This window comes from Nonomuraea sp. NPDC050227 (assembly GCF_044459705.1).
Taxonomy (GTDB): domain Bacteria; phylum Actinomycetota; class Actinomycetes; order Streptosporangiales; family Streptosporangiaceae; genus Nonomuraea.
Genome location: NZ_JBITJF010000002.1, coordinates 439,698 through 466,162, shown reverse-complemented (window position 1 = coordinate 466,162; position 26,465 = coordinate 439,698). Strand labels below are relative to the sequence as shown.

Below are 26,465 nucleotides of genomic sequence, written 5' to 3'. Positions count from 1 at the left end.
ACCCCGGGCCCGGACAAGCACACGCGCCGGGCTCAGCCGAAGGAGGGCGGCCGCTTCTCGCGCACCGCGCGCACGCCCTCGACCACGTCGGGGCCGGTGAAGCCGAGGAACTCCATCGCCAGCGAGGCGTCGAAGGACGGGCCGGCCAGGCGCAGCCAGTTGTTGAGCGAGTATTTGGTCAGCCGGATCGCCTCCTGGGAGCCCTGGGCGAGCCGGACCGCGATCTCCATCGCCTTGTCGTGCACCTGGTCGTCGTCGACGCACAGGCTGACCAGGCCCATGCGCTCGGCCTGCTCGCCGGTGACGGGCTCGCACAGCAGCAGGTGGTACTTGGCCTTGGCCATGCCGCACAGCAGCGGCCAGATGATCGCGGCGTGGTCGCCGGCGGCGACGCCGAGCCGGGTGTGGCCGTCGATGATGCGCGCGGTGCGGCCGGCGACCGAGATGTCGGCCAGCAGCGCCACCGCGAGCCCGGCACCCACGGCCGGGCCCTGCACGGCCGAGACGATGGGCTTGGAGCAGTTGAGCACGTTGTAGACGATGTCGCGGGCCTCGGCGAACACGCGCATCCGGGTGGCGTGGTCGCGGGTCATCTCCTCGATCATCGACAGGTCGCCGCCGGCCGAGAACGCCGTGCCCTCGCCCCTGACCACGATCGCCCGGACGGAGTCGTCGCGGTCGGCCTCGCGCCAGATCTCGCTCAGCTCGCGGTGGCCGGTCATGTCGACGGCGTTGAGCCTGCCGGGCTCGCTGATCGTGACGCGCAGCACGCCCTCGGCCGGGGTGTCGAGCTTGAGCTTGGTGTAGGTCACAGGTGCTCCCGCAGGCGGTCGGCGATGTACTGCCTGGCCTCGGCCGCCTGGTCGAACAGGCCGGGCAGGCCGAAGAAGCCGTGGATCGCGCCGTCGAACCTGCGCGCCTCCACCGGCACGCCGGCGTCGGCCAGGCGGCGGGCGTAGTGTTCGCCCTCGTCCCTGAGCACGTCGCACTCGGCGGTGAGGACGGTGGCCGGCGGCAGGCCGGTCAGGTCGTCGATGCGCAGGGGGCTCAGCAGCGGGTCGGCGGGGTCGGCGCCGGGCGCGTAGCGCTCGGCGAACCAGGCCATCTCGGCGGCGTCGAGCCCGAAGCCCTTGGCGTAGGCGCGGTAGCTCGGGGTGTCCATGGCCGTGTCGAGCACCGGGTAGACCAGCGCCTGGTGGGCCAGCCGGATGCCGGACCCGGCGGCCCGCCAGGCGGCGACGGCGGCCAGGTTGCCGCCCGCGCTGTCGCCGACGACGGCCACGCTGCCGTTGCTCTGGTAGAAGGCGGGCCTGGCGAAGACGTCGCGCACGACGGTCCAGGCGTCGTCGGCGGCGGCCGGGAAGGGGTGTTCGGGGGCCAGCCGGTAGTCGGCCGAGACGACCACGGCGCCGGTGCGCAGGGCCAGGTCGCGGCCGAGCGCGTCGTTGCGCCTGACGCTGCCGAAGACCCAGCCGCCGCCGTGGAAGTAGACCACGACGGGCAGCAGGCCGTCGCCGGGGTCGGCGCGGTAGATGCGGATCGGCACGTCGCCGGCGAGCTCGTCGCGGACGAACGGGAGTTTGGTCAGCGGCCCCCGCTGGGCCGCGAAGCCGTCGTGCGCGCGCATCTCCTGGATCGTGGCCAGGTCGAGCGTGGCCAGGCCGGTGTTGAGGTCCGACGGGTAGAGGGCGACGTAGTCCCGCGCCTGGGGGTGCAGCGGCATGAGCGCAGCCTAGCGGGCCGCCTCGACGAACGCATCGAAGAGCCGATTGTCCCCGCCGCGTTCGGGATGCCACTGGACGCCGACGCAGAACCGGTGGCCCTGGAGCTCGACGCCCTCGACGATCTGGTCGTCGGCCCAGGCCACCGCGAGCAGGCCGCTGCCCAGCCGGCGCACGGACTGGTGGTGCGGCGCGACCGCCTCGACGTGGTCGCCGACCGCCTTGCCGAGCCTGCTGGACACGCTCACCTGGATGTCGTGCACCGCGCCCGGCTCGCCGTGCCGCTCGTGGCCGAGCACCTCGGGCAGCCACGGGATCAGCGTGCCGCCCTGGGCGACGTTGAGGACGTGCAGGCCGCGGGCGATGGCCAGGATCGGCAGGCCGGCCCGGACGGCGGCCCCAGCCAGGGCCAGCTCGTACCGGTCGCGGTGGGGCTGCGGCTCGGGCGCGCGCTCGTCGTGCTCGCCGCCATAGGCCCCGGCGCCGAGGCCGGCGCCGCCGGCCAGCAGGACGCCCGACAGGCCGCCGACGTGGTCCCCGGCGACATGGGGGTCGAGCGGCGGCAGCAGCACCGGCGCGCCGCCGGCCCGCTCGACCGCCTTGGCGTAGGACGGCGGTGACAGCACGGCCTCGCGCACCCAGTCGCCCCAGCGGGCGGCCTCCAGGTAGGCGGTGATGCCGATGAGCGGTCGGGACATGCGGATCTCCAGGGGCGGGTCAGGGCAGGCGGGAGGCCGTCCCGGCGGTCAGCCGGGCCTCGCCGGGCCGGGGTGGAGGACCGCCATGGCGGGATGCTACGCCTCCGCCGCCCGGCGGGAAACACCGGAATCCGAAAGACGAAAATCACTTTTATTCATTTTCTCCGCCGGAAAAGCCCATATCGCAATTGGGGTGAATCGGTTGTGACGCATCAGAGGTGGTGTAAGACTCATTTCCGAGCGCGCCGGATGTGCCGGGGCACGCAGCGCGTTCACGACCCGGAGCCGTCAGGAGGTGGCCGACGCGGCCGGAATCGATTTTCCGGTCCAATGGGGTGGGGTTGAGTGCATGTCGTTGAATCCGCGACTGGTGAAGGAGAGCTTCTCACTCGTCGAGCCCGTGGCCGACAAGGCGACCGCGTACTTCTACGGGCGGCTGTTCGCCGCGAGCCCGCACCTGCGGGGGATGTTCCCGCCCGCGATGGACGTCCAGCGCGACCGGCTGTTCGGCGCGCTGACCCGGATCGTGTGGAGCCTGGACAGCCCGGACGGCCTGGCCGCCTACCTCGGCCAGCTCGGCAGGGACCATCGCAAGTACGGGGTGCTCGCCGAGCACTACACGGCCGTCGGCACCGCCCTGCTGGCCACGATCCGGCGCTTCGCCGCCGAGGTGTGGAACGACGAGATCGAGGCGGCGTGGGTGTCGGCGTACACGGCGGCGGCCAACCTGATGATCGAGTCGGCCGAGTCGCAGGCGGGCGTCTCACCGGCCTGGTGGCCGGCCGAGGTCGTCGACCACGAGCTGCGCCGTCCGGACATCGCGGTGATCACGCTGCGGCCCGCGCAGCGGCTGCCGTACACGGCGGGCCAGTACGTCACCGTCCAGACCGCGCGCTGGCCGCGGGTGTGGCGCACGTTCTCCATCGCCAACGCGCCGCGCCCGGACGACACGGTCACGCTGCACGTGCGCTCGGTGCCGGGCGGCTGGGTGTCCACGGCGCTGACCAGGCACACCAGGATCGGCGACACGGTCATGCTCGGGCCGCCGATGGGCACGATGACGCCGTGCGAGCACAGCGCCCGCGACCTGCTGTGCGTGGCCGGCGGCACGGGGCTGGCCCCGCTGAAGGCGATCGTCGAGCACGTCATCGCCTCGGGCCGCCGGCCGCGGATCCACCTGCTGCACGGCGCGCGCACCGCCGACGAGCTGTACGACCTGCCCGACCTGCTGGCGATGCAGGCGTCCTTCCCGTGGCTGCAGGTGCTGCCGGTGGTCTCCGGCGACCCGTCCTACGCCGGGATGCGCGGCCACCTGCCGGAGGTGACCGGGCGCTTCCACTCCTGGCGCGAGCACGACGTGTACGTCTGCGGCCCGGGCGGCATGGTGGACGGCACCATGCGCCGCCTGCAGGCCGACGGCGTGCCGCCGGCGCGCATCCACCGCGACGTCGTCCCCGGTGAACGCTAGGACTGAACGTCCACGCTGGTCGTTCAGGAGGCCGCCGGGTCGCGGCGGAAGGCGGCGGCGGTCTCCTCGTCGGCCGGCCAGAACGTCTCGATGGCCAGCTCCGAGACGGTCACGTCCATCGGCGTGCCGAAGGTGGCGATGGTGGTGAACATCGACAACACGCGGTCGCCGTCGGCGATGCGCAGCGGTAGCAGGATGTCGCCCGGTCCCGGCACGTGGGCCACGTTGAGGTTGACGCCGGGGTAGGTGTAGGCGGCCAGCTCGTCGTGCAGCTCGGCCAGGCGGCCGTCGGCCGACGCCTCGGCCTGCCTGCGGAGCTGGTGCAGCAGGTACGCGCGGACCTCGGCCAGGTTCAGCAGCCTGCCGCCCATCGCGTCGGGGTGCAGCGACAGCCGCATCACGTTGACCGGCTCGGCCAGCAGCTCGGCGGGCACTCCGGCCATGAACATGGCGGCCGCCGAGTTGGCCGCCACCAGGTTCCACGCCGCGTCCACGACCAGCGCCGGGTACGGCTCGTGCCCGGCCAGGATCTTGTCCAGCGCCTGGCGGACGACGGCCATCTCCGGGGCGCGCACCTCGCGCTCGGGGAAGACCGGCGCGAACCCGGCGGCGACCAGCAGCCGGTTGCGGTGGCGCAGCGGCACGTCGAGCTCCTCGGCCAGCCGCATCACCATCTCGCGGCTGGGCCGGGCGCGGCCGGTCTCCAGGAAGCTGACGTGCCGGGAGGAGACGTCGGCCTCGATGGCCAGGTCGAGCTGGCTCACCCGGCGCCGCTGCCGCCACGACCGCAACAAATCACCAAAAGTCTCTTCTTGTATCGCTACTGCTCCCATGTCATGAAATCTAGCGGGGAGAGGGAAGTATCACGATTACCTGTCGGGTAATGCCCGCGCCGTCCCGGCCGTCCGCGGGCGGCCGGGCGGCAGGCGTGCGGCAAATCTCCCAGTCCTCGGCACCGCCGCCGCGCGCGTGACACGATGGCGGCAAGCGAACATGGGAGCGATGCTATGAGTGACGCAGTCCTCGCGATCGGCACCCGCAAGGGCCTGTTCCTCGCCCGTTCGACGGGCGGCGGCCCGTTCGAGATCGAGCCGATCCGGTTCTCCACGGTCGCGGTGCCCTCGGTGGCCTTCGACACCCGGGGAGGCGCACCCCGGTTGCTGGCCGGCATCGAGTACGGCCATTTCGGCCCGTCCGTGATGTACTCCGATGATCTCGGCGAGTCCTGGGGCGAGGCGCCCCAGCCGCCCATCGCCTTCCCCGACAAGACCGACGCGACGCTGGCCCGGGTGTGGCAGCTCACGCCCTCGCCGTCGGAGCCGGGCGTGGTGTGGGCCGGCGTGGAGCCGGCCGCGCTGTTCCGCTCGGAGGACAACGGCGTGACCTACCGGCTGGTCGAGGGCCTGTGGGACCATCCCCACCGGCCGCGGTGGCAGCCGGGCGGCGGCGGGCTGTGCCTGCACACGATCGTCCCCCACCCCACCGATCCCGAGGTCATGGGCATCGCGGTCTCGGCGGCCGGCTTCTACCGCACCCGCGACGGCGGCATGTCGTGGGAGGCCGCCAACCAGGGCATCCGGGCGCCGTTCCTGCCCGAAGGGCAGCAGTATCCCGAGTTCGGGCAGTGCGTGCACAAGGTCTGCCTCGACCCCGCCCGGCCCGACCGGCTCTATCTCCAGCACCACTTCGGCGTCTACCGCAGCGACGACTTCGGCGGCAGCTGGCACGACATCGGCTCCGCGCTGCCCTCCGACTTCGGCTTCCCCATCGTGGTCCACCCCACCCGCCCCGACACGATCTTCGTGCTGCCGCTGACGGCCGACGTCGACCGCACCCCGGTCGGCCACCGCTACCGGGTCTGCCGCAGCCAGGACGCCGGCGCCACCTGGCAGGAGCTGGGCGAGGGCCTGCCCGAGGGGCCCGTGCACGCCACCGTGCTGCGCGACGCGATGACCGCCTCCCCCGCCGGGCTGTTCTTCGGCACCCGCGACGGCGAGGTCTACTGCTCGCGCGACGACGGCGAGAGCTGGTCGCAGGTCGCCCGCCACCTGCCCGACGTGCTGAGCGTGCGCGCGGCGGTGCTCTGACCGATGGCCAGGTCATTCACCAAGCCCGTGACGATGGTCGTGTTCGTGCTGCCCAGCTCGCTGCGGCGGTGGGTGAGCGGGCGCACCGAGGTGAAGGTGTTCGCGGTCGGCGCCGACCGCGACTCCCCGCCCACGCTCGGCTCGGCGCTCGACATGCTGCGGCGCACCCATCCGCTGCTGGAGGAGCGGCTGCGCGACGACTACGGCCGCATCCGCCGGCACATCAGCATGATCGTGTGCGGGGAGAACGCCCGCGGGCTCGGCGGCCTGGACTGCGCCCTGCCGCCGGGCGCCGAGGTCTACGTGCTGCCCGCGCTCGCCTGACGCCTCAGACCTTGCGCCAGCCCGGCACCCAGGCCCCGTCCTCGACGACGTAGTCGCCGAACAGGGCGGGCGCCTCCTTGCGCATGAGCTCGCCGATGCGCTGGAAGAGCAGGCGGATCTCCTCCTCCGCGCCGACGGCGGTGCGGGCCTCGATCGTGTGCCGCAGCGTGCGCACGTTGGCCGTCCAGACCAGGCCGGTGGCCAGGCCCTCGGGGGCGAAGCGGCGCATGAACGACGTGCGGTGCTTCTTCTCCGAGAACGGCACGCCCTCCTCGTCGAGCCCGAAGTGCCCGGCCATCCAGAGCTGGAACTGCTCCAGCTGCTCCAGCACGGCCGTGGCCCGCTTCATCAGCTCGGGGTCCTGCTGGGCCCACTCGGGGAACCAGAACGGCAGCTCGTCGAGCCGGACGAAGCGCAGCGACTCCTGGGAGATGGCCACGCCGGGCCGGTGGCGCACCAGCTCGTGCGTCAGGACGCGGCTGACGTTGTGCAGCACGAAGCTGAAGCTGACGTGTTCGAGGACCGAGCCGTGCGCGCTGGCCAGGATGTTGCGCAGGTAGTCGTCCTGGTTCTCCCTGATGCGCACCACGTTGGGGTTGAGGCCCGGCTCGAAGGAGCGGTAGCAGAGGCGGCCGGCGAACTCGGCGAGGTTCTGGGCGTCGAGGTCGCCGCGGTCGAGCCGCTCCAGCCAGCTCTCGCCGCCGACCTCGCCCAGGTATCGGGCGAGCTCGTCGTAGTCAAGCTCAGGACGGGCGACGATGAAGACCTCGGGTTCGACACTGCGCATAAGGGAGCCCCCCGCTCGGGTTCTGTGGTTTGTGACGGGCTCAAGCAAACCAGCTCGCGGGGCTGCGCGCGACTCGGCGCCCGCCGTCCCCCTCCGGAGGCACGGCGGGCGCCGGGCGGACGCCCTTGCCAGGTCAGCAGCGGTGCGCGGGCCTGTCGCGGGTCACCAGGTCGGTGTCGCCGGCGGTCCCGTCCAGCCACAGGACGCGACCCGCCGCGCCGGCGGCGAACAGCGCCTGCTCCCCGCGGTTGCAGGAGTAGCGCTCAAGGGCCCCGCCGGTGACCGGAACCTGGTAGATCTTGGTCAGGTTCGCGTTCTCCAGCGTGGTCCCGTCCGGCTGCACGCCGACGGTCACCCGCGACTCGCTCGCGTCGAGCCAGGTGGCGTACGGCGCCTGCGGCCCGTCCGGCACGACCGGCGTCTGGCCGGTGCCGTCCAGGGCGGCCCGCATGACGCCCATCCGGCCGTCGCGGTCGGCGTCGTAGAGCCAGACGACGTGCCCGGCGGTCAGCACCGGGCGGATCGACAGCGACGGGATCGCGCCGGTCGGCGGCACCTCGGGCACCACGACCTCCTTGCCGGTCGCCAGGTCGTGCACGACGGGCGTGCTGTGGCTGCCGCCGGAGACGAAGCTCACCCGCACGTAGACCAGCCGGCCGCCGGTGACCGAGGGCATGTACCCGGCCACACCCTTGTCGGCGGTGAGGTTGACCGGGGCGGCGTTCCCGCGCTTGAGCCACAGCTCGACCTCGCCGGTCGCGGGGTCCTCGCCGGACCAGGCCACGGCGTCGCCCGAGACCGCGGCGGCGTAGACGTAGCCGGTGGTCTCGTGCAGCACGGTGGACGGCGCCGAGGCGTCGAGCGGCCGGGAGCGGACCTGGAAGCGGCCCGACTCGGGGTCGAGGGCGACCCACACCGCGCGCCTGCCGTCGGTGGCCGGTGTCCAGTCCCAGCGGCCGTCGTCGGAGACGGTGGTCGCGGGGCCGCCGCTCACGCGTCCGGTCCTGATGACGGTGGGGCCGTTCGCGTCGGGGGTGCTGTCGGTGACGGCGTACCGGTCACCGGCCAGGGCGGGCGGGTCGAGGGAGTCGGTGAGGCCGTCCAGGACGACGCGGCTGTCGGTGCGGATCAGCCGCTCCCAGCCGGGCCTGATGCCGTGCCGCTCGAACGCCGCCGCGACCGCCAGCCGGTCGCGCCCCGACAGCCCGGCGGCGCGGGCGGCCGACTCGACGGCGCGGCGGCCGTCGGCGAAGTCGTCGAGCGGGGTCATGTACTCGGTCAGCGCCTTGTAGACGACCTTGTCGAAGCCGGCGCCGAGCTGCTCCCTGACGTCCCACAGGGCGCCGGAGAAGATCGTGGAGTTGAGGTGCACGCCGCCGGCGTCGATCGCGGTGGTGACGCCGAGGTAGTCCTTGGCGGCGTTGCGGTCGTCGTCGAGGTCGCGGGTGGCGCACTGGGCGGGCGGCAGGCTCTTGCACAGGTCCTCGCCGAGCAGGCTGGCGTCGGGGTCGCTCATCGGGATGCCGAGCGCGCCGGTCTGGATGGCGTTGCCGAAGTAGTCGGCCAGGCCCTCGTTCATCGCGCCCGACTGGCCCTGGTAGACCAGGTCGGCGCTGTGGGTGATGACGCCGTGGGTCATCTCGTGGCCGACGACGTCGAGGCTGGCGGCGAAGGAGTGCAGGTCGGCGCCGCCGCCGCCGTAGACCATCTTGGTGCCGTCCCAGAAGGCGTTCTCGAACGGGCTGCCGTAGTAGGTGACGTTGACGACCGAGTACATCGTGCCGCCCTTGCCGTCGAGCCCGTCGCGGCCGAGCCCCTTGTAGTACTCGTAGACCTTGCCCGCGCCCCACTGGGCGTCCACGGCGCCGCTCTCGGTGTGCTCGGGGCCGAAGGCGGGCGTGGGCGACTTGGCGAGCTCGGTGCCGGCCGGCACGCCGGGTTCGAGGAACTGCTGCACGTCGGCGCCGGCGGCGTCGTAGGTGAGGATCTCGCCGGTGGTGCCGTTCCACATCGGGCGGGCGCGGTCGCGCAGCTCGTACGCGCCGTCGGCCCGCTGGTAGACGTTGAGCGGGACGGTCGTGCCGTGCGCGGTCTGCCCGCTGCCGGTCGCCGGGCCCTCCATGCGCAGCCGGTCCAGCGCGAACAGCGGCCGGCCGGAGTGGGCGTCCACGTAGGCGTCCAGCAGGACGGGCCGCTTCCTGGCCGCGTCGGCGCCGGTCAGGGTGACGTGCCAGGCCAGCACGCCCTTGCCGCGCGGCAGCACGACGAGCTCACCGGGCGTGGCCTTGACCGTGGCGCGGACCTGGTCGTCCCGGACGAGCCGGGCGCGGGCCAGCCGGGCCGCCAGCGCGGGGGTGACCGTGGGCGTGGTGTTCACGTCGAGGTCGGTGAGGAAGCGGCCGCCGGCGCCGGTGACCTCGCGCTTCGCGCCGTCCTTGCGGAAGCGGACCAGGTACTGGGCGCCGAAGACGGGCAGGTTCCGGTACCGCTGGGCGAACCTGACGGTCTCGTCCTGGCCGTTCACGACCGTGCGCAGCGGCACCAGGTCGGCGGGGTCGAGGTGGTAGCGCGGGTCGGCCAGGTGGGCCCTGGCCGCGGCGACGGGGTCCGCTGCGGCGGCGGGCTCGGCCAGCCCGCTCACCTCGGCGGGGGCCCGGGTGCCGGGCCGGGACTCCACCTGCGGCTGCGGCGGGTCGTCGGCCGCCGCGACACCGGGGACGGCCAGCGCGAGTGACAGGGCTGCGGCCGTGAGGACGAAGGGACGCCAGGACACGACACCTCCAGGTGTGGCGTAGGGGTTCTGGCGTCCACGATCATCACAGCAATATTGACAAATAGACAAATCACAATTTGATTACCGGAAATGTAAATTTCCGATTAGTGAGGGAAATGTCGTGAATTAGTGGCATTCCGTTACGGCGACAACGCGCCCCGCCGCCACCGGGCGTTGCCAGCGGGCGTCAGAGGCGGTACACGCGGCGGGCGTTGCCCGAGCCGATCATGTGGGCGATCCTGGCCGCGTCGGCCGGGCTCCACTCCCCCGCCTCCAGCCTGGCCAGCAGGGCCGCGCCCAGCGCCTGCCGGTGGTACAGGGCGCCGAGGTAGCCGGTCTCGGCCACGCCGCGGCAGCCGGAGCTGAACAGCTGCTTGTGGAACGGCGCCAGCTCCAGCAGCTCGTCCATGACGCGGGCCGAGGCGGCGGCGGTGTGCGGCAGGGCCGGGCCGACGTCGACGTAGACGTGCGGGTAGACGCCCGCCAGGTAGGCGGCGGTGCGGTGGTAGGGGTAGCAGTGGAGCAGGATGACCGGCACGCCGAGGGGCTGCAACGCGTCCATGAGGGCGCTGAGCCTGGCCGGGTCCGTACGGTGCAGGTCGGGGCCGCGCCCGCCGAACCCGGCCTGAAACTGCACCGGCAGCCCCCGCTCGCGGGCCACGTCGATCGCGCTCCACAGCAGGTGGCGCAGCAGCACCGGGTCGGTCAGCGGCCGTTTGGGGTCGGCCAGCCGGCGGTTGGCGCCGGCGATGACCGAGCCGGTGCTCGGCCTGGCCGGGTCGAAGTCGAGCCCGCAGCGGCCCGCGATGACCGTCTTGAGCCCGACCGCCCTGGCGGCCCTGGCCGACAGCTCGTCGGCCAGGCCGTCGAGGTAGTCGACGGCGAGCTGCGCCGACTCGGCGACGTCCTGCTCGATCTGCTCGATCCGGACGATCTCGTCGGCGGCGGCTCCGCCGTGGCGGCCCATCTCGGCCGCCGACAGCAGGTCGATGTCCTCGTCCCCGGTGTCCACCAGGAACGCCACCACCCCCGCCCCGGCCAGCAGGCGCCGGTTGACCTCGCCGGCGCCCAGCTCGGCCCGCCGGGCGAGGTAGACGGCCGGGGGCGCGTGCGGCTCCAGGTCGAGCAGCGGGGCGCACCAGCGGCGCAGGCTCATGCCGACCGGCGAGTCGAAATGCGTGGTGCCGGGCGGGGCCGGCGCGCCGCCGGCGTTGATCAGCGGCTCGAACTGGGCCCGGGTCAGGTCGTCCCGGCGAACCCCGTGACAGTGGTGGTCGACGAGCGGGGCGAGCAGCGCGTCACGCACCGTGTCGGGCAGGGCTACGGGGAGCATGCGGAGACTCTAGGGGAGCCCCGCACGCCCCCGCGGACGTTTTGCCCTACGACAGGAACACCCTGCCCCTTCCCAGACGAAACCGGCCCGGGTCAGCGCCGGGTGAGGCGCAGCACGTTCGCGATGATCTTCGCGCCCGCGCCACCCTCCTGGGTGAGGATCGACTCGGGGTGGAACTGCACGGCGAAGCGCCGCCGCTCGACGTCCTCGATGGCCATGACGTTGCCGTCGGGCGTGAGCGCGGTCGGGGTGAAGCCGACCACGCCGGGCCGCTTGGCGTGCAGCGAGTGGTAGCGGGCCGCGGTGAACTCCTCGGGCAGCCCCTCCAGCAGCGCGCTGTCGCCCAGGCGGCTGACCTGGCCGCGCTTGCCGTGCTCGGGGTAGTCGAGCAGCTCCAGCGAGCCGCCGGCGTGCTCGACCATGGCCTGCAGGCCCAGGCACACGCCGAAGACGGGCAGGTCGCGGGCGTAGATCTCGTCGATGAGCGCCGCCATGCCGAAGTCGGACGGCCAGCCGGGGCCGGGCGAGAGCACGACCAGGTCGGGCGCGACGTCGTCGATGGTGTGGGCCGGGAAGCCGTGGCGCAGCGTCACCACGTCGGCCCCCTCCTGGCGGAAGTAGTCGGCCAGCGTGTTGACGAAGGAGTCCTCGTGGTCGACGAGCAGCACCTTCATGCCGGCCCCCGGCTGCTCCCTGACCACGGCGGGCGGGACGGCGTCGGGCTGGTTGACCGAGGCCAGGGCGCCGAGCAGGGCGCTGGCCTTGAGCTCGGTCTCGCGCTCCTCGGCCTCGGGGTCGGAGTCGAACAGCAGGGTCGCCCCGGCCCGGACGGTGGCCACGCCGTTCTTGATCTGGGCGGTGCGCAGGGTCAGGCCGGTGTTCATGGAGCCGTCGAAGCCGATGAAGCCGATGGCGCCGCCGTACCAGCGGCGGGTGGTGGCCTCGTGGTCCTCGATGAACTGCATGGCCCACGTCTTGGGGGCGCCGGTGACGGTGACGGCCCACATGTGGGTGAGGAAGGCGTCGAGGGCGTCGAACTCGGGACGCAGGCGGCCCTCGATGTGGTCGACGGTGTGGATCAGGCGCGAGTAGAGCTCGATCTGGCGGCGGCCGATGACCTTGACCGTGCCGGGGACGCAGATGCGCGACTTGTCGTTGCGGTCGACGTCGGTGCACATGGTCAGCTCCGACTCCTCCTTGACGCTGCTCAGGAGGGTGCGGATGGCCTCGGCGTCCTCGACCGGGTTGCTGCCGCGGGCGATGGTGCCGGAGATGGGGCAGGTCTCGACGCGGTCGCCGTTGACCCGGACGTACATCTCGGGCGAGGCGCCCACGAGGTGCTCGCCGTCGCCGAGGCTGATGATGAACTCGTACGGCGCCGGGTTGCTGTGGCGCAGGCCGCGGTAGAAGGCCGACGGGTCGGTGCAGACGGCGTGGAAGACCTGGCCGGGCACGACCTCGAACAGGTCGCCGCGCTTGAACCGCTCCTTGGCGGCGGCCACGACCTTGGCGTACTCGCCGCGCACCGGGTCCTTCGGCAGCTCGCCGGGGACGACCTGCGGGACGGAGCTGCCGGTGCGCTCCAGGCCGCGGGTGGTGGCGCCGTCGACGGTGAACTCGTAGCGGTACTCGACGCTGGTCTCGCGCTGGCGGTCGATGACGACGATCCGGTCGGGCAGGTGGAGCACCAGGTCACGCTGGTCGTCGGGACGGGCCAGCTCCTGCCGGATGGGCTCGAACTGGAAGGCCAGGTCGTAGCCGAAGGAGCCGTAGAGGCCGAGGTGGGGGTCGTCGCCCGCGAAGGCGGCGATGACCTCGCGGATCGCGGTGAACACGGTGGGCCGGCGGCTGCGCATCTCCTCCGGCAGCAGGTCTTCGGACTCCGGGACGTGCACCTCGACGCGGTCGGGCGTCGGCTCGCTGACCGGCTTGCCGGCGGCGAGCAGGCAGGAGGCCACGGCGGGCAGCACGACCCTGCCGCGCTCGTTGAGCGCGGTCGCCGAGATGACCCGCCCCTTGGCGACCAGCTCCAGGCAGGGGTCGACGTAGCCGAAGGCCCATCGGCTGTAGCGGCCCGGGTAGTCCATGCCCGACGAGAAGGCGCCGCCGCGCCGCTCGCCGAGCGCGGTCACGATCTCTTCGAGCGCCTCTTCCGACACGTCGCGTGCCTCGCGCTCGACGCCGACGCCCCCGGCGGTGGTATATCCGCTGGTCTCCACTTGCTGCCCCTTACCACGTCACATCATGAGGCCCCGGGGGCGGACACGAGAAAGGCCGCCATCCGGGGCGGCCGTCCTTTGAGAGGAATGCGAAAACGCGCCGCCTAGGAGCGGCGCCACCACTGGATCTGAGGGCGATTTCGCATGCCCCCCAGGTTAACCGCCGGACCAAGATCGCGCAACGCGACACCCGCTCAGGCAGTGACAAAGGGCGGGCAATGGATCTAGCCTCGACGTCCATGGAACGGCCCTGGGCGTGGCGTCCGGTGACGGTGACCGCGGTCCTGACCGCCGGCGTGGCCCTCGCACTGAGCCCCTGGTACGGCTACCACCGCGACGAGCTGTACTTCCGGGTCCTGGCCGGCCACCCGGCCTGGGGGTACGTCGACCAGCCCCCGCTGACGCCCATGCTGGGCAAGGCGGCGCTCGGGCTGTTCGGCGACACGGTGACGGCGCTGCGGGTGTTCCCCGCGCTGGCCGCGGCGGTCGTGGTCGTGCTGGTGGCGCTGGTGGCGCGGGAGCTGGGCGGCGACCGGCTCGCCCAGACGATGGCCGCCGTGGGCGCGGCGACCGGGGCGTACACGCTGATCGCGGCGCACACGCTGCTGACGGTCAGCTTCGACCTGCCGCTGTGGACGGCGGCGCTCCTGTTCGCGCTCCGGGCGCTGCTGCGCGAGCAGCCGCGCTGGTGGCTCGCGGCGGGCGCGGTGATCGGGCTGGCCACCTACAACAAGCACCTCATCGCGCTGCTGGTGCTGGGCCTGGCGGCGGGCCTGCTGATCGCCGGTCCGCGGCGGGCGCTGGGCAGCCCGTGGTTGTGGGGCGGCGCGCTGGTGGCCGCCGTGCTGGCCGCGCCGAACCTGGTCTACCAGGCCACGCACGGCTGGCCGCAGCTGTCGATGGCCGCCGCGCTCAGCGCGGACAAGGGCGCCGAGATGCGGGTGATGTTCGTGCCGATGCAGCTCACGCTGTTCGGGCCGGTGGTCTCGGTGGTCGCGGCGCTGGGGTTCGTCCGGCTGTGGCGCGACCGGCGGGTGCGGGCGGTGGCGGTGGCCTATCCGGTGACGGCGGTGCTGACGCTGGTCAGCGGCGGGCGTTTCGACTACACCGCGGGACTGATCGTGGCGCTGTTCGCGGCCGGGTGCGTGAGCGTGTCGCGGGCGCGGGCCGGGCGGGTGCGCGCGGCGTGGGCGTTCCTCGCGGTCAACGCGGCGGCCTGCGCGGTGCTCGCGCTGCCGCTCGTGCCGGTCGGCGCGCTGGCCGCCACGCCGGTGCCGGCGATCAACGAGGTGGCCCGCGAGTCGGTCGGCTGGCCCCGCTTCGCCGCCGCCGTCGGCGGCGTGCTGCGGTCGCTGCCGCCGGACGAGCGGGCCCGCGCGGTGGTCGTGACGGGCAACTACGGCGAGTACGGCGCCCTCGGCCGGGCGGGCCTGACCCGCGTGTACTCCGGCCACAACCAGCTCTGGGCGTACGGCCCGCCGCCGGACGACGCGACCGTGGCGATCCTGGTGAACGCGGGCGGCCGGGCCCGCGCGCTGTTCGGCTCCTGCGAGCAGAAGGCCCGCGTGGACAACGGCGTGGACGTCGACAACGAGGAGCAGGGCATGCCGGTGTGGCTCTGCCGGGATCCCGTCCGGCCGTGGTCCGCCACCTGGCCGATGTGGCGACATTTCAGCTGACCACATTACATTTCGGGACTTATCCGAGCTTGTTAGGATCAGCGCCCTTGCTTTCCCGACAGGATCTCTTCACCCTTCTCGACAGAGGCGGAAAGATCACCTCTTCCTCACCGTCGTGAACGTCGTGAAGGAGAGCACGTGCGCAACACCCTCACCTGGCGTGCGATCCTGACCGGGATCGTCACCGCCGCCGCCCTGGCCGTCCCCCAGGCCCCGGCGCACGCGGCGCCCGATCCCGGCAAGATCTCCCAGACCGTCCAGGCCGAGCTGGACAAGGACGGCAAGGCCACCTTCTGGGTCCGGATGAAGGGCACCGCCGACCTCGGCGCCGCCCGCCGGGCCGCCACCAAACGGGCCAGGACGCAGCTGGTCTACCAGGCCAAGACCGAGCGGGCCAGGACCTCGCAGGCCGGGCTGGTCAAGCTGCTGGACGCCCAGAAGGCCGACTACACCTCGTACTGGATCGTCGACGCCGTACGGGTGACCGCGGACGCCAAGCTGGCGTCGGCGATCAGCGAGCTGCCCGAGGTGGACCGGATCGACCCGGTCACCGTCGTGGCGCTGCCCGAGCCCGTGACCGGCCGGGCCGAGCCCAGGGCCGGCGCGGTCGAGTGGAACGTCGACCGGATCGGCGCCCCGCGGGTGTGGAGCGAGCTGGGCGACAGGGGCGAGGGCATCGTGGTCGCCTCGATCGACTCCGGCGTCCAGTACGACCACCCCGACCTGGCCGCGAGCTACCGGGGCAGGAACCCCGACGGCTCCTACACCCACGACTACAACTGGTTCGACCCGGCGCGCGTCTGCCCCTCGGCGGCGCCGTGCGACAACAACGGCCACGGCACGCACGTCATGGGCACGATGGCGGGCGCGAACGGCATCGGCGTGGCGCCCGGCGTGCGCTGGATCGCCGCCAAGGGCTGCGAGGTCAACACCTGCACGGACGCCTCGCTGCTGGCCGCCGGCCAATGGGTGCTGGCCCCGACCGACCTGAACGGCGCCAACCCGCGTCCCGACCTCGCGCCGGACATCGTCAACAACTCCTGGGGCGGCAACGGGTTCGACCCGTGGTACGTCGAGACCGTCCAGGCGTGGGTGGCCGCGGGCATCTTCCCCGCCTTCGCCAACGGCAACGAGGGACCGGCCTGCCGCACCAGCGGCTCGCCCGGCCAGTACGCGATCAGCTACAGCGCGGGCGGCTTCGACGTCAACAACGTGCTGTACAGCAGGTCGAGCAAGGGCGAGGGCCAGGACGGCGAGATCAAGCCGAACATCGCGGCCCCCGCGGTGAACGTGCGCTCCTCCGTCCCGGACGACGACTACGACTCCTACACCGGCACCTCGATGGCCTCGCCGCACGTGGCCGCCACGGTGGCGCTGATCTGGTCGGCCGCGCCCCGGCTGCAGGGCGACGTGGCCGCGACCCGGCCGCTGCTGGACCGCACGGCGATCGACGTGGCCGACACGAGCTGCGGCGGCACCGCGGCCGACAACAACGTCTGGGGCGAGGGCCGGCTGGACGCCTACGCCGCCGTCCAGGCCGCGCCGGACGAGGGGCTGGGCGAGCTGCGCGGCACGGTCACGGCGGCCGGCGAGCCGGTGCCGGGCGTGACGGTCAAGGTGACCGGGCCGCTGGCGCGCGCGGTCGTCACCGGGCAGGACGGCACGTACACGATCCCGCGTCTGCTGCCCGGCGAGTACGCGCTGACGGCGGAGAAGTTCGGCTACGACCGCGGCAGCGCCACCGCCACGGTGACCGCCGAGCAGGTCACGACCGGCGACGTGACGCTCGTCCGGCAGCCGTCCGGCACGCTGTCGGGCACGGTGAGCACGGCCGGCGTGCCCGAGCCCGGCGCGACCGTGGCCGCCGGCGGCACGCCGGTGAGCGCGGTCACCGACGCCTCCGGCCGGTACACGATGACGCTGCCGCGCGGGACGTACACGCTGACGGTCACCCCGGTCTCGCGCTGCTCCAGCGCCGGGAGCGCGCAGGTCTCCATAGACGGGGACGACGGGAGCACGGTCAGGGACGTGGAGCTGCCGCTGCGCGGCGACGGCTTCGGCTACACCTGCCGGGCGGCGGCGCAGCCGTACGTCGCCGGGACCGAGAAGCTGGCGCTGACCGGCGACGACGAGGCCGTGCAGGTGACGCTGCCGTTCGCGGTCCCGTTCTACGGAACCGGGCAGTCCAGGGCGTGGATCAGCACGAACGGGCTTGTCACCTTCGCCGCCGACCGGGTCACCACGGGCAGCAACAGCCGCCTGCCGGGCACGGGCACGCCGAACAACGCGGTCTACCCGTACTGGGACGACCTGAAGGTGGACGCCGAGGCGGGCGTCTACACCGGCGTGGCAGGCACGGCCCCGCACCGCCAGTACGTCGTGGAGTGGCGCAACGTCACCTTCTACAGCGGGACCGGCGAGCGGGTGTCGTTCGCGGCGCTGCTGGGCGAGGACGGCTCGGTCTCCTTCCGGTACAAGGACGTCGAGAGCGAGCGCGAACAGGGCGCCAGCGCCACGGTCGGCATCGAGAACGCGGCCGGCACGGACGCGCTGCTCTACTCCTACGAGGAGGCCGCGCTGGCCACCGGCCGGGGCGTGACGTTCACCGCAAGCCGGCACGGCCTGGTGACAGGCGTGGTCACCGACGCCAACGACGGCCAGCCGCTGGCCGGGGCGTCGGTGAAGCTGGGCGACGTGGCCTCGTTCACGACCGGCGCGGACGGGTCGTTCTTCGGGCAGGTCCCGGCGGGCGACCACGACGTGGTGGTGGCCAAGGAGAACTACGGCACCTTCACCAAGCCGGTCACGGTCGCGCCCGGCACGCTGACCAGGATCGACACCGCCCTGGTCACCGGCCGGGTGAGCGCCTCGGCCGCCGAGCTGACCGCGGTCATGCCCGCCGGGGCGACCAGGACGCGCACGCTGGAGCTGACGAACCTGGGCTCCCCCACCGCCTACACGGTGACGAGCGACGCCGACTGGGCGTCGGTCACGCCGCAGGCGGGCGAGCTGGCCAAGGGCCAGAAGGCGACGCTGCGGGTGACGCTCTCCGCCGCCGGGGTGACGCCCGGCGGGATGCGCACCGGCAAGCTGGTCGTCAAGTCGGCCAGCGGGCGGCAGCCGGCCATCGAGATCAAGGTGACCGTGGTGGTGCCCAAGTTCCAGGTGGCCGTCGACGCCGGCGGGACGAAGGCGCTGACCGACGCCGACGGCGACGCCTGGGCGCCCGACCGCCGCTGGGCCCAGGGCGGGTACGGCTACGTGGCGACCTCGACCAAGACGGCGAGCACGTCCAGGACCATCGCGGGCACCGCCGACCAGGCGCTGTTCCGGACGGCCAGGGAGGGCATGCTGGAGTACCGGTTCGACGGCGTGCCCGCCGGGACGTACACGGTGGAGCTGGACTTCGCCGAGGTGAAGAGCACGCAGATGGGCAAACGGGTCTTCGACGTGCTCGTCGAGGGCCAGCTCGCGATCCCGGCGCTGGACCTGGCGCTGGAGGCGGGCACGTACACGGCGGTGGCCAGGCAGTACACGGTGAAGGTGACCGACGGTCAGCTCAACGTGCGCTTCGCCGCCCGGCAGGGGGCCACGCTGGTCAACGGCGTGCGCGTCTCCGAGCGCCCGGACAAGGCGCTGCCCTGACCGTCCGGGGTCCCGCCGTTCCCGGTGCGGCGGGACCCCGGGCCGGGGCCGGGAACGGCGGCGGGCCGGGGTCCGGATCGGGGCCGGGGTCAGCGGCCGGCGGTCGGCAGCGGGGCGAGGTCGGGGCGCTTGGGCGCGACGCCGTCGCCCGAGGAGCGCCGGTTGATGCGCCTGCCGATCCACGGGCCGAGGTAGGTCCTGGCCCAGCGCAGGTCCTCGCGGCGGGCGGCCGTCCAGACCGGCGGCCGCCTGGCCGGGTACGCCTCGCGCCAGTCCTCCGCCACCGGCACGCCGAGCACCTCTGCGGCCCGCAGCGCCACCCGGCGGTGACCGTCGGGGCTGAGGTGCAGGCGGTCGGCGTTCCAGGCGCGCGGGTCGCGCAGGACCGGCATCGGCCACAGGTCCACCAGCAGCGCGTCGTAGCGGCGGGCGATGTCGTGGATGTGCAGGTTGTAGACCTCGATCTTGGAGTGGGCCAGCCGCATCACCGGCACGTGCCGCAGGTCGAAGCCGGTGAACATGAGCACCCGGCTGCCCGCCTCGGTGAGCGTCCTGACGCCCTCCTCCAGCCGTCTGGCCACGGACGCCGGTCCGCTGCCCGGCCGCAGGATGTCGTTGCCCCCGGCGCACAGCGAGACCAGGTCGGCGCCGAGCTCGACCGCCTTCGGCACCTGCTCCGACACGATCCGGTCGATCAGCCGGCCGCGGACGGCGAGGTTGGCGTACCGCAGTGCGGGCTCCCCGGCCTGGCGGCGGTCGGCCTCGATGTGCTCGGCCAGCCGGTCGGCCCAGCCGCGGAACCCGTGGTCGGCCGGGTCCTCAAGTCCTTCGGTGAAACTGTCCCCTAGGGCGACATACGAAGTGATTCGTCCCATGACCGGATAGTTTGCCAAGGACCTTTGTCCCTACGCGACCGTAACCCCCGGCTACCACCCGTCCCGCCCGATCTGTTACTGGTTAGGACATGAGACGCGTGCGGCTGCGGCGGGACATCCCCGTCCCGATGCCCGACGGTGTGACGCTGCTGGCCGACCACTACGCCCCGGCTCATGGGCGGCCGGGCCCGGCGGTGCTGATCCGTTCGCCGTACGGCCGGCGCGGCCTGTTCGGCTGGATGTACGGCCGCGGCTTCGCCAGGAACGGCTTCCACGTGCTGATCCAGAGCTGCCGGGGCGGCTTCGGCTCCGGCGGCAGCCTCGACCCGCTCGGCGACGAGCGCGACGACGGCCTGGCCACCATCGCCTGGCTGCGCGAACAGCCCTGGTACGGCGGCTCGTTCGCCATGTTCGGCCCCTCCTACCTCGGCTACGCCCAGTGGGCCGTCGCCGCCGAGGCCGGGCCCGAGCTCAAGGCCATGGCCACGCAGATCACCGCCTCCCAGTTCAGGGACGCCGCCTACGTGGGCGGCGCGTTCGCGCTGGAGTCGACGCTGAGCTGGACCACGCTGACCGACACCATGACGCGCCGCTTCGTCGGCGGGGCCGCGATGCTGACCGCCCCCAGGGTGACCCGCCGGGCCGTGTTGTCGGGGCGGCCGGTGGCCGAGCTGGACGTGGCCTCGGCGGGCCGGCCGCTGCGGTTCTTCCGCGACCTGCTGGCCCACCACGCCGACCCGGCCGTGCCGTACTGGCACAAGCGCGACTTCTCGCTCAAGGTCGGCGAGGTGGAGGCGGCGGTCACCATGCTCGGCGGCTGGTACGACGTCTTCCTGCCCTGGCAGCTCAAGGACTACGCGGCGATGCGGGCGGCCGGGCGGCGGCCGTACCTGACGATCGGGCCCTGGTACCACGTCGACTCCCGGCACGGGCGGCCCTCGAAGACCGAGGCGCTGGCCTGGTTCCGCGCCCACCTCATGGACGACCCGTCCGGCCTGCGGACGGACCCGGTGCGGCTGTACGTCACCGGGGCCGGCGAGTGGCGCGACTACCCCGACTGGCCGGTGCCGGGCGTGCGGGAGCAGCGCTGGCACCTGCGGCCGGGCGGCGGGCTGGACCCGCGCGAGCCCGAGGAGGCCGGGTCCGACCGGTTCCGCTACCACCCCGCCCATCCGACGCCGGCGATCGGCGGCCCCGTGCTGCTGGCCGACTCCAGGCCGCGTGACCAGCGGCGCCTGGAGGCCCGGCGCGACGTGCTGGTCTACAGCTCCGCGGCGTTGGAGGCCGACGTGGAGATGATCGGCCCGGTGCACGCCGACGTCTACGTCCGGTCCAGCACGCCGTACGTGGACGTCGTGGTCCGGGTCTGCGACGTGCACCCCGACGGGCGCTCGCTCAACCTGTGCGAGGGGGTGCGCCGGCTGGGCCCGCACACCGCCGATGACGGGAACGATGACGGGAACGGTGAAGGGAACGGCGACGGTGTGCGCCGGGTACGGGTGGAGTTGTGGCCGATCGGCCACCGGTTCCGCCGCGACCACCGGATCCGGGTGCACGTGGCGGCCGGCGCGTACCCGACGATCGCCCGCAACCCGGGCACCGGCGAGCCGGTGGGCGCGCCCGGCGGCCCGATGGTGCCGGCCGACGTCGAGGTGTTCCACTCCCCCGCCCGCCCCTCGGCCGTGGTGCTGCCGCTGTGCGCGCCGCGCGGCTGATGTCGCTGGTCCTGCTGTTGCAGGCCAGGGGCGGGATGACGGCGGCCGAGCTGGCCAGGGAGCTGGAGGTCTCCGAGCGCACGGTGCACCGCGACGTGCTCGCGCTGTCGGAGGCCGGCGTGCCGGTCTACGCCGACCGCGGGCGCGGCGGCGGCTACCGGCTGCTGGACGGCTACCGCACCCGGCTGACCGGGCTGGACCGGGCCGAGGCCGAGGCGCTGTTCCTGTCGGGGGTGCCCGCGGCGCTGCGCGAGATGGGGTTGCAGGAGGTGGCCGCGACGGCCCGGCTCAAGGCCGCCGCGGCGCTGTCGCCCTCGCTGCGCGACGCGCCCGCCACGGCCGCGCAGCGTTTCCACCTGGACGCGCCCGGCTGGTACGCCGCCGACACGCCGCCGCCCCCGGCGCTGGCCCCGCTGGCCAGGGCCGTGTGGAACGACCTGCCGGTCACGGTGGTCTACAAGGAGCGCACGCGGGAGCTGGAGCCGTACGGGCTGGTGCTGAAGGCGGGCGCCTGGTACCTGGTGGCCCGCCTGCGCGAACGGTTCCTGATCTTCCGGGTGGACCGCATGGGGGATGTCCGCGCGCGCGAGCCGCGTTTCGAGCGGGACGCGGACTTCGACCTGGCCGCGTTCTGGGCCGGGCAGGCCGCCGAGTTCAGCCGCTCCCTGCTCAGGGACGTGATCACGTTGCGGCTGACCCCGGCCGGCCGGCGCATGCTGCGGTACGTCGCCGACCCGGCCGCCCTGGACGACGCGCTGGCCTCGCTCCAGCCGGACGGGACCGTGCGGCTGGCCGTGGAGTCGACGCGGGTGGCCTTCACCCAGGTGCTGCGGTTCGGCCCGGAGGCCGAAGTGCTGGCGCCGGAGGAGCTGCGCGCCCAGGTCGCCGACGCCGCCGCCCGCATGGCCGGGCTCTACCGGCGCTAGAGGACGCCCGCCTGGCCGGGCTCCACCACGGGGGTCAGCGGTAGTCCTCCCAGCCGCCGTCGCCGCCCTTCTCCATGACCTCGGCGATGTAGCGCCACACCTGCGGCCGGCTGCCGTCCACGTCGGTGACGCCGTACGCCTCGGCCAGCTCGCCGCTGGTCACCGAGGACCCCGACCACCGGCGCCGGTCGGGGTCCTGGGCGAGGGCGGCCACGCCGCGACCGGCGTAGGCGGGGGTCTCGGAGACCATCCACGCGCTGTCCGCCTTCGCCTCGCGCCAGTTCTCCTCGGTGACGCCGAAGCCGTCCAGCATCGCCTCCGAGCGCAGGAACCCGGGCGTGACGGCCACCGCCGTCCCGCCGTACGGGCGCAGCTCGTGGGACCAGGCGAAGGCCAGCCGGTTGACCGACAGCTTGGCCAGGTCGAAGTAGACGTTCTCGCGGTAGCGGGTCCGGTGGAACTCCCAGGTGCCGTCGGTGACCTCCACGACCAGGCCGCCCTCGTGCCGGATCAGCAGCGGCAGCAGGTGGCGGGCGCTGATGAGGTGGGTGTCGACGGCCAGCCTGAGCAGGCGCAGCCCGTCGTCCAGGTCCTGCTCCCAGACGGGGGTCTCCCACTTCCACAGGTGGTCGCCGCCCCACACGTCGTTGACCAGCACGTCCAGGCGGCCCTGTTCCCGTTCGACGCGGGCGGCCAGCCCGGCCACCGCCGCCGGGTCCAGGAAGTCGACGGGGACCGCGATGCCCGTCCCGCCCGCCGCGCTCACCAGTTCGGCGGTCTCCTCGATCGTCTCCGGACGGTTCATCTCCGAACGGCGCTCGCGCGTGCTCCGTCCGGTGCAGTAGACCGTCGCTCCGGCCGCCCCCAGGGCGACCGCCATTCCTCGTCCCGTTCCGCGGGTCGCGCCCGCCACCACAACAATCACGGGCACGATCGTGGCCCGAATAGCCGCCACCTCCTGTCATGTTTTCCGCAGGAACGCTGTGATAAGTAGTTGATTACCATGAACAGCGAATTCGAGCTCCGCGGGGTCAACCACATCGCGCTGGTCTGCTCGGACATGAAGCAGACCGTCGACTTCTACTCCGGCGTGCTGGGCATGCCGCTGATCAAGACGATCGAGCTGCCCCTGGGCTGGGGCCAGCACTTCTTCTTCGACTGCGGCGGCGGCAACGCGCTGGCCTTCTTCTGGTTCCCCGACGCGCCCGAGGGCGTGCCGGGGGTCTCGGCGCCGAAGAACCTGCCGGACCGGGGCGAGCTGCTGTCGGCGGTCGGCTCGATGAACCACATCGCCTTCGACGTGCCGCCCGAGCGCATCGAGGAGTACCGCGACCGGCTGGTGGCCAAGGGCATCGACGTGGGCGTGCTGCTCAACCACGACGACAGCGAGTTCGGCGTGGCGCCCGCGATGCACGAGGGCGTCTTCGTCCGGTCCATCTACTTCAAGGACCCCGACGGGATCCTGGTGGAGTTCGCCGCCTGGACGCGGCCGGTCGGGCAGCCGGGCGACGTCCGGCACGAGCCCAAGACGGCCGCCGACCGGACCGTCTGATGCCGCGGCTGCGGCGGGTGCCGCCGGAGGAGGTGACGGACCCCGTCGTCCGGTTCTTCCACGACCGGCTGCTGTCCCCCGACGGCACGGGGACCGCGACCGGCTCGCCGGGCGACTGGTGGACGGTCTTCGCCCTCGACCCCAAGATCTTCCGCCACTGCGTCAAGGGCTTCCAGATCTACCGGGAGTCACGGCTGGACCCGGTGCTGCGCGAGCTGGGGCAGACCAGGGCGGGCTGGGCGCGGCAGAGCCAGTTCGTCTACTCCCAGCACTGCAAGCAGCTCAGGGCGCTCGGCGTGCCCGAGGAGAAGGTGCGGGCGGTGGCCTCCTGGCAGGTCAGCGACCGGTTCGGCGAGCTGGAGCGGGCGGTGCTGGCCTACACCGACGGCCTGGTGCTCGACGGCGGCCGGGTGCACGACGAGGTGTTCGCCGTGCTGCGCGCCCACCTGCCCGACGAGCAGATCCTGGAGCTGACCTACATCGTCTGCCTGTACGAGATGCACGCCACCATGGCGCGGGCGCTGCGGCTGGAGTTCGACGACCGCCCCGACCCGATCACCGAGGTGCCCGCCCCCGAGGGGTACGGGACGCGCGACATCGCCGACGAAGTGACCGTTCGTCGCGAGTAGCCGACCATTCGCCGATCGCCCGGTTCCGCGCGGCGCGCGAGCGACTTAACGTGCCGTTGGCGAGGGGTGGCTTTGGTCTCACATATTGAGATTTCATCTCGACATTTAGGCCAAACCGTAATGTTCCGGACATTGGGTTTAATACCACCGGAAAGCTAATCTCCCTCCATTGACGACGTTGTCAGGAGCCGGTCAACACGCCGCTCCTGATCCCCCAATCGGAGGGCCGATGACTACCGGGGAATCCGGGCAGCCGCCGCGTACCGACCGCAGCCCGTGGAACTGGCTGCTGGTCGTGCCGATCGTGCTGCCGCTGCTGACGTTCCTGTTCAACTCCGACGAGCCGCGCCTGCTCGGCTTCCCGCTGTTCTACTGGCTGCAGCTCGCCTTCATCGTGGTCGGCGTCGGCTGCACCACGATCGTCTACAGGATGACCAAATGAGCGGGCACGTGACCGAGCTGGTCGTCTTCGGGCTGCTGTTCATCCTGGTCAGCGGCATGGGCTTCGTGGCGGCCCGCTGGCGGCGGCCCACCGACCTGGCCAGCCTCAACGAGTGGGGCCTCGGCGGCCGCAGCTTCGGCTCCTGGGTCACCTGGTTCCTGGTCGGCGGCGACCTCTACACCGCCTACACGTTCGTGGCCGTGCCCGCGCTGGTGTTCAGCTCCGGCGCGCTCGGCTTCTACGCGCTGCCCTACACCGTGGTGGTCTACCCGCTGGTGTTCCTGGTGCTGGCGCGGATGTGGTCGGTCTCGCACGTGCACGGGTTCGTCACGCCCGCCGACTTCGTCCGGGCCCGGTTCGGGTCGCCGACGCTGGCGCTGCTGATCGCCATCACCGGGCTGGTGGCCACGATGCCGTACATCGCGCTGCAGCTCGTCGGCATCGAGGCGGTGCTGAAGTCGATGGGCATCACCGGGCACCTGCCGATCATCATCGCCTTCGCGATCCTGGCGGCCTACACCTACCAGTCCGGCCTGCGCGCGCCCGCGCTGATCGCCTTCGTCAAGGACGCGCTGATCTACATCGTGATCCTGGCCGCGGTCATCTACATCCCGGCCAAGCTGGGCGGCTGGGGCAACATCTTCGACATGGCGCAGGCCAAGTTCGACAAGACCCCCGCGCCGGGCGACGGCATCCTGCTCAACGGCGCCAACCAGCTCCAGTACGTCACGCTGGCCTTCGGCTCGGCCCTGGCGCTGTTCCTCTACCCGCACAGCCTCACCGGCGTGCTGGCCTCCAAGAACCGCAACGTCATCAAGCGCAACATGTCGGCGCTGCCCGCCTACAGCTTCGTGCTCGGCCTGATCGCGCTGCTGGGCTTCATGGCCATCGCGGCCGGCACCAAGCCGGTCGGCGGCGACCCGAACACGATCGTGCCGAACCTGTTCGACCAGCTCTTCCCCGACTGGTTCGCCGGCGTGGCGTTCGCGGCCATCGGCATCGGCGCGCTGGTGCCGGCGGCGATCATGTCGATCGCGGCGGCGAACCTGTTCACCCGCAACATCTACCGCGAGTACATCAACAAGCAGGCCACCGACGCCCAGGAGGCCAACGTCTCCAAGGTCGTCTCGCTGGTGGTCAAGGTCGGCGCGGTGCTGTGCATCCTGCTGCTCGACCCGCAGTTCTCGATCGACCTGCAGCTCATCGGCGGCGTGATCATCCTGCAGACGCTGCCGTCCGTCGCGCTCGGCCTGTACACCCGCTGGTTCCACAAGGGCGGCCTGATGGCCGGCTGGGCCGCGGGCCTGGCGGCGGGCATGTGGATGCTCTACCTCATCCCCAACCCGGCCAAGGGCAAGGAGCACTTCGGCGGCTCGGCCTTCAGCCTGTCGAACCTGGGCCTGGACACCAAGATGACCATCTACGCGGGCTTCCTCGCGCTGATCGTCAACCTGGTCGTGGCCGCGGTCGCCACGCTGATCTTCCGGGCGGCCAAGGTGGCCGACGGCGCGGACGCCACCCGGCGCGGCGACTACTTCGCCGACGAGGGCGACCCGGACGTCAAGGACCTGGACCTGGCCGGCTCCCACTGA

21 protein-coding genes are annotated in these 26,465 nt (G+C 72.7%); 11 read left to right on the top strand and 10 right to left on the bottom strand.

Annotated features, from left to right (window positions below; all coding sequences use genetic code 11):
* Nucleotides 1-32 precede the first annotated feature (32 nt).
* From ACIBK9_RS09330 to ACIBK9_RS09320, 3 genes are read right to left on the bottom strand one after another with little or no spacing between them, the layout of a single operon-like run.
* On the bottom strand, nt 33-812 hold the full coding sequence (locus tag ACIBK9_RS09330) for an enoyl-CoA hydratase/isomerase family protein (protein WP_397156571.1): 780 nt from the start codon (nt 810-812) through the stop codon (nt 33-35).
* Nucleotides 809-1,723 carry an alpha/beta hydrolase gene (locus ACIBK9_RS09325; RefSeq protein ID WP_397156569.1) on the bottom strand — a complete coding sequence of 305 codons (915 nt, stop codon included), beginning with the start codon at nt 1,721-1,723 and terminating at the stop codon, nt 809-811. Before ACIBK9_RS09325 ends, ACIBK9_RS09330 begins: the two co-directional genes overlap by 4 nt.
* A gap of 9 nt (nt 1,724-1,732) precedes the next feature.
* Complete coding sequence (locus tag ACIBK9_RS09320; RefSeq protein WP_397156567.1) at nt 1,733-2,419, bottom strand: gamma-glutamyl-gamma-aminobutyrate hydrolase family protein; 687 nt, start codon at nt 2,417-2,419, stop codon at nt 1,733-1,735.
* 349 nt (nt 2,420-2,768) lie between these two features.
* On the opposite strand from ACIBK9_RS09320, the gene ACIBK9_RS09315 reads away from it, so the two are divergent.
* Complete coding sequence (locus ACIBK9_RS09315) at nt 2,769-3,887, top strand: globin domain-containing protein (RefSeq protein ID WP_397156566.1); 1,119 nt, start codon at nt 2,769-2,771, stop codon at nt 3,885-3,887.
* Nucleotides 3,888-3,910: 23 nt separating this feature from the next.
* Here the strand turns inward: ACIBK9_RS09315 and ACIBK9_RS09310 are convergent, their stop codons facing one another.
* The gene (locus tag ACIBK9_RS09310; protein ID WP_358286498.1) at nt 3,911-4,720 is read right to left on the bottom strand and encodes a helix-turn-helix transcriptional regulator; all 810 of its coding nucleotides are present in this window, start codon (nt 4,718-4,720) and stop codon (nt 3,911-3,913) included.
* 174 nt (nt 4,721-4,894) lie between these two features.
* Here ACIBK9_RS09310 and ACIBK9_RS09305 point away from each other — a divergent pair, with 174 nt between their 5' ends.
* Together ACIBK9_RS09305 and ACIBK9_RS09300 are read left to right on the top strand one after the other, a co-directional pair.
* Nucleotides 4,895-5,974 (top strand): WD40/YVTN/BNR-like repeat-containing protein, encoded by a 1,080-nt coding sequence (locus ACIBK9_RS09305; RefSeq protein WP_397156564.1) that lies wholly within the window; start codon nt 4,895-4,897, stop codon nt 5,972-5,974.
* Nucleotides 5,975-5,977: 3 nt separating this feature from the next.
* Entirely contained in the window at nt 5,978-6,298 is a 321-nt protein-coding gene (locus ACIBK9_RS09300; RefSeq protein WP_352330107.1) for a hypothetical protein, read from the top strand.
* A gap of 4 nt (nt 6,299-6,302) precedes the next feature.
* Here ACIBK9_RS09300 and thyX read toward each other — a convergent pair whose 3' ends face one another.
* The 4 genes from thyX to ACIBK9_RS09280 form a co-directional block, all read right to left on the bottom strand.
* A complete protein-coding gene (gene thyX, locus ACIBK9_RS09295) occupies nt 6,303-7,085 on the bottom strand; it encodes an FAD-dependent thymidylate synthase (protein WP_352350875.1) in 783 nt (260 codons plus the stop codon).
* A 133-nt stretch (nt 7,086-7,218) separates the two neighbouring features.
* Nucleotides 7,219-9,858 carry a M4 family metallopeptidase gene (locus tag ACIBK9_RS09290; protein WP_397156562.1) on the bottom strand — a complete coding sequence of 880 codons (2,640 nt, stop codon included), beginning with the start codon at nt 9,856-9,858 and terminating at the stop codon, nt 7,219-7,221.
* Nucleotides 9,859-10,045: 187 nt separating this feature from the next.
* Nucleotides 10,046-11,191: an amidohydrolase family protein gene (locus ACIBK9_RS09285; RefSeq protein ID WP_397156560.1), complete on the bottom strand. Its 1,146-nt coding sequence runs from the start codon at nt 11,189-11,191 to the stop codon at nt 10,046-10,048.
* Nucleotides 11,192-11,283: 92 nt separating this feature from the next.
* Complete coding sequence (locus ACIBK9_RS09280) at nt 11,284-13,410, bottom strand: anthranilate synthase component I (RefSeq protein WP_358286490.1); 2,127 nt, start codon at nt 13,408-13,410, stop codon at nt 11,284-11,286.
* Between the two features lie 239 nt (nt 13,411-13,649).
* Between ACIBK9_RS09280 and ACIBK9_RS09275 the strand changes: the two genes are divergently transcribed.
* Both ACIBK9_RS09275 and ACIBK9_RS09270 read left to right on the top strand, forming a co-directional pair.
* Complete coding sequence (locus ACIBK9_RS09275) at nt 13,650-15,089, top strand: glycosyltransferase family 39 protein (protein WP_397156558.1); 1,440 nt, start codon at nt 13,650-13,652, stop codon at nt 15,087-15,089.
* Between the two features lie 138 nt (nt 15,090-15,227).
* On the top strand, nt 15,228-18,734 hold the full coding sequence (locus tag ACIBK9_RS09270; RefSeq protein WP_397156557.1) for a S8 family serine peptidase: 3,507 nt from the start codon (nt 15,228-15,230) through the stop codon (nt 18,732-18,734).
* Between the two features lie 89 nt (nt 18,735-18,823).
* Here the strand turns inward: ACIBK9_RS09270 and ACIBK9_RS09265 are convergent, their stop codons facing one another.
* Entirely contained in the window at nt 18,824-19,609 is a 786-nt protein-coding gene (locus ACIBK9_RS09265; protein ID WP_397156555.1) for an SGNH/GDSL hydrolase family protein, read from the bottom strand.
* Nucleotides 19,610-19,698: 89 nt separating this feature from the next.
* Here ACIBK9_RS09265 and ACIBK9_RS09260 point away from each other — a divergent pair, with 89 nt between their 5' ends.
* Together ACIBK9_RS09260 and ACIBK9_RS09255 are read left to right on the top strand one after the other, a co-directional pair.
* Nucleotides 19,699-21,324, top strand: coding sequence for a CocE/NonD family hydrolase (locus ACIBK9_RS09260; protein ID WP_397156553.1), 1,626 nt, complete (start codon nt 19,699-19,701; stop codon nt 21,322-21,324).
* Nucleotides 21,306-22,250 (top strand): helix-turn-helix transcriptional regulator, encoded by a 945-nt coding sequence (locus ACIBK9_RS09255; protein ID WP_397156552.1) that lies wholly within the window; start codon nt 21,306-21,308, stop codon nt 22,248-22,250. The genes ACIBK9_RS09260 and ACIBK9_RS09255 overlap by 19 nt, the downstream gene beginning before the upstream one ends.
* A 34-nt stretch (nt 22,251-22,284) precedes the next feature.
* Here ACIBK9_RS09255 and ACIBK9_RS09250 read toward each other — a convergent pair whose 3' ends face one another.
* Nucleotides 22,285-23,175, bottom strand: coding sequence for an SDR family oxidoreductase (locus ACIBK9_RS09250; RefSeq protein WP_397156550.1), 891 nt, complete (start codon nt 23,173-23,175; stop codon nt 22,285-22,287).
* 78 nt (nt 23,176-23,253) lie between these two features.
* On the opposite strand from ACIBK9_RS09250, the gene ACIBK9_RS09245 reads away from it, so the two are divergent.
* From ACIBK9_RS09245 to mctP, 4 genes are all read left to right on the top strand, one after another.
* Entirely contained in the window at nt 23,254-23,802 is a 549-nt protein-coding gene (locus ACIBK9_RS09245; protein WP_397156548.1) for a VOC family protein, read from the top strand.
* The gene (locus tag ACIBK9_RS09240; protein ID WP_387675525.1) at nt 23,802-24,431 is read left to right on the top strand and encodes a carboxymuconolactone decarboxylase family protein; all 630 of its coding nucleotides are present in this window, start codon (nt 23,802-23,804) and stop codon (nt 24,429-24,431) included. Before ACIBK9_RS09245 ends, ACIBK9_RS09240 begins: the two co-directional genes overlap by 1 nt.
* A gap of 229 nt (nt 24,432-24,660) precedes the next feature.
* Complete coding sequence (locus ACIBK9_RS09235; RefSeq protein ID WP_352329975.1) at nt 24,661-24,873, top strand: DUF3311 domain-containing protein; 213 nt, start codon at nt 24,661-24,663, stop codon at nt 24,871-24,873.
* On the top strand, nt 24,870-26,465 hold the full coding sequence (gene mctP, locus ACIBK9_RS09230; RefSeq protein ID WP_387675528.1) for a monocarboxylate uptake permease MctP: 1,596 nt from the start codon (nt 24,870-24,872) through the stop codon (nt 26,463-26,465). The genes ACIBK9_RS09235 and mctP overlap by 4 nt, the downstream gene beginning before the upstream one ends.